The sequence below is a fragment of the Halorubrum sp. AJ67 genome, assembly GCF_000513435.1.
The window spans coordinates 21,438-24,730 of record NZ_CBVY010000010.1; the positions used below are offsets into that span (position 1 = coordinate 21,438).

At 67.1% G+C, this 3,293-nt stretch carries 3 protein-coding genes and 2 tRNA genes; 2 read left to right on the forward strand and 3 right to left on the reverse strand.

The window, feature by feature from the left end:
- Positions 1-60: 60 nt before the first annotated feature.
- Positions 61-131 (forward strand) — tRNA-Pro (locus tag BN903_RS09570).
- Between the two features lie 30 nt (positions 132-161).
- Here the strand turns inward: BN903_RS09570 and BN903_RS09575 are convergent.
- The gene (locus BN903_RS09575) at positions 162-1,343 is read right to left on the reverse strand and encodes a DNA cytosine methyltransferase (protein WP_195155773.1); all 1,182 of its coding nucleotides are present in this window, start codon (positions 1,341-1,343) and stop codon (positions 162-164) included.
- Between the two features lie 160 nt (positions 1,344-1,503).
- A complete protein-coding gene (locus BN903_RS09580) occupies positions 1,504-2,118 on the reverse strand; it encodes a carbonic anhydrase (protein ID WP_048077526.1) in 615 nt (204 codons plus the stop codon).
- Positions 2,119-2,313: 195 nt separating this feature from the next.
- Here BN903_RS09580 and BN903_RS09585 point away from each other — a divergent pair.
- A tRNA-Phe gene (locus BN903_RS09585) sits at positions 2,314-2,387 on the forward strand.
- A 500-nt stretch (positions 2,388-2,887) separates the two neighbouring features.
- Here the strand turns inward: BN903_RS09585 and BN903_RS09590 are convergent.
- The gene (locus BN903_RS09590) at positions 2,888-3,175 is read right to left on the reverse strand and encodes a zinc ribbon domain-containing protein (protein ID WP_048077527.1); all 288 of its coding nucleotides are present in this window, start codon (positions 3,173-3,175) and stop codon (positions 2,888-2,890) included.
- Positions 3,176-3,293 lie beyond the last annotated feature (118 nt).

Consider the following 3,293-nt stretch of genomic DNA (forward strand, 5'->3'; position numbering starts at 1 on the left):
GTGCGGGGCGCGCCCGTGCAACGAAACGCTTTAGCGACTCATGCGGGTAGTGTGAGGCGAGGGGCCGTGGGGTAGTGGTATCCTCGCTGCCTTGGGTGCAGTGGACCTGAGTTCGACTCTCAGCGGCCCCATACGCGTTTTCCGCGACTACCGAACCAAAGTCAGGCCAAGTCAGTCAGCGACTGCTGTTCGTACACGTCGGGGTCGGCGGGCGGCGCGTCGCGGACCTCGGGAAAGTACTCCAGCAGCTGGCGCGCCAGTTCCTCGCCCAGTCGGACCGGGACCGCGTTGCCGATCTGTTTCAGCACGTCGGTCTTCGTCCCCTCGAAGGCGAACTCGTCGGGGAACGTCTGGAGCCGCGCCATCTCGCGGGGCGTGAGGTAGCGGTCCTCGCTCGGGTGGATGAAGACGTTCGTGCTCACCGTCAGCGACGGCTCCTCGGGGTGGAGCCGGCGGAGGTACGTGCCGTACCGCTTGACGATCTCCGGCTCGTGGGGGCAGGTGTCGGTGTCCTCGCAGTCGCAGCGGTACTTCTTTGTCTTCAGGCGGTCGGGGAGGTCGCGGTAGTAGCCGCCCGGCGGGACGTGACGGATGCGTTCGAGCGTCTTCTCGCCGGTGTTCGCGTACGTCATGTTCGGGAGGTCGTCGCTCGCGTCCGCGAGCGCCTCGCCGGCGGTGCGCCAGCTCCCCTCCGGGGTCGTCGGCTCCGGGAACCGGATGGGAACGTCGCGGTCGGTGCCCACGAAGAAGATCCGGCGGCGCTTCTGGGGGACGCCGTACTGTTCGGCCTCCAGCACCCGGTACTCGCACTTGTAGCCGTGGGCCGCGAACTCGTCGACGATGAGGTCTTTCACGTACCGGTCGTCGCTGGTCTGGCGGTTGATCAGGTCGCGGACGTTCTCCATCAGGACGAGCCGGGGTTCGAGGACGGAGACGACGCGGAGGAACTCCTCGAACAGCGTGTTCCGCCGGTCCTTCTCCATCTCGTCGAGTTCGATCTGCTCGTTGTTGAGCCGGCTGAAGCCCTGACACGGCGGGCCGCCGATCACCACGTCGACCCCGCCGGGGTCGTAGCCGGCGCGCTCGACGGACTCGCGGATCGCCGCGGCGTCGAGTTCGCGGACGTCCTCATCGACGAACTCCACGTCTGGGAAGTTTCGGCGGTAGGTCTCGGCGGCCGGCTCCCACTGGTCGCTCCCGAGCGCGACGTCGAAGCCGGCCCGTTCGAAGCCCAAGTCGAGCCCGCCACAGCCGGAGAAGAAGCCGGCGACGACGGGCGCGTCGGTGGCGTCGGTCGCGGCGTCAGATCCGGAGGCGGAATCGCCGTCAGCGCCCACCGACATCACCTCGCTCGAACGCGGGCGCGCGTACTCGGTCCATTCGTGACGGGGTTCGCCGCGGGCGCATAAAAACGTCACACCTCGGCCGGTGCGGCGGCAGGGGTCGTCTCGTCGGTCGATCGAAGCGTCGCAGCCGGACGGTCGGATCAACCGCGTCGGACGCTCAGGCCCGTCGCTCGCTGATCTCTTCGGCGATCCGCTCGTCGGGGCGGCGGAGTTCGCCGGACTCGACCTCGTAGACGTAGCCGGAGACGGTCGTGTCGTCCGGGATGAACGCGGACTCGCGGAGGTACTCGACCTGCGCGGCGCAGGCCGCGTCGATGTCGTCGGTCATCTTCACCCAGTCGAGGAGGTCGGCGTCGCCGATGGTGAGTTCCGGCAGCGAGGGGTCGAGGTCGGCGTCGTCGAGGTCGCCGGCCTGCGCCGCGAGCCCGTCGCGGATCGCCGCGTCGGGGGCACTCATCATGCCGCAGTCGGTGTGGTTGATCACGACGATCTCGTCGGTGTCGAAGAGGTTCGTCGTGAGCGCGGCCGACCGGATCACGTCGTCGGTCACCTTGCCGCCGGCGTTGCGGAACACCTGCGCGTCGCCGAGGTCGATGCCGAGCGCCTCCTCGATCGGGATGCGCTCGTCCATACAGGCGACGACGAGGAGGTTCTTGTCGGTCGGAATCCCCTTTCGGCGGCGGCGCGCCCAGTCGTCGCGCTCGTCGACGGCGGCTTCGAGGTGTTCGTGGTGGGTGTCGTGGTCGTGATCGTCGTGATCGTGATCGGACATCGATACCCGATACGTCGGCCGGAGAGGGGTCGGTTGCGCTACCTCGGTTCGTCTCCGTCGCCTGCGAGCAGCGGTGAAATCGACCGGTTTCGGCGGGCACGTCCGCAATCGAGGGGAGAGATGGGGGCGGTCCGGCGATCGAGCCGCAGTCTTTCGAAATCCTTTTGTCCCGATTCGGCGTTACTTCGAGTGCGAGCCGCCTTAGCTCAGACTGGGAGAGCACTCGACTGAAGATCGAGCTGTCCCCCGTTCAAATCGGGGAGGCGGCATATTCTGAACCCGCGAGCGACAGTGAGCGGGTGAAGAAACGACGCCGAGCCGATTTGAGCAGGCGAGTCGCAGCGACCGAGCACAGCGAGGTCGACCGTCTCGGCGAGTTCAAATCGGGGAGGCGGCATAGTTTTTCGGTACGATTCAAGTTCGAGAGTTCCGACTGAAGATCGAGCTGTCCCCCGTCCCCGCGAGCGGAGCGAGCGGGGGCTCGGAAGACGAGCGCAGCGAAGTCTTCCGGCGTTCAAATCGGGGAGGCGGCATTTTCCTGCGAACTCGTGAGGGAGCGGAGCGACCGAACAGTGAGCAGTATAAATGCTCCCGACGCGATTTGAGCAGGCGAGTCGCAGCGACCGAGCGCAGCGAGGTCGATCGTCTCGGCGAGTTCAAATCGGGGAGGCGGCATACCTTTTCGGCGCGGGCCACATTCGACAGCGACGACTGAAGATCGAGCTGCCCCGTCATCGCAGTCGGGCTCGATCGTTCGGCTCGGGCCCGGTCACGGATTCGGACCGAGCGGTGCCGCACACTCGGAGCAGTACACGAACTCGGACGCGTTCTCCGCGCCGCACTGTGGACAGATCCGCTGTCCCCCTGCGTCTGCGTCCGGCGGGTCGCGGTCGTAGACGGGATCCTCGGTGTAGCGCTCGACCTCCCCCTCGCGCCGCTTTCGGCTGCGCTCGCGACCGTCCCGGAATACCCCGGCGAGGACTCGGAGCCCGACGCCGAGCGCGAACAGCAGCGCCGCGCCGGTCGCGATCAAGTAGACCGTGCCGAAGTCGACCATGCGGCGGGTACGGGCCGGAGCCGTAGATAGTGTTGGGTGTTAACATGAGGTTCAGTCGGGTGTCAGAGCCGGTCAGGCGGCGGCAGGTCACTCGTCGCCGACGAACACGGTCGCGAGC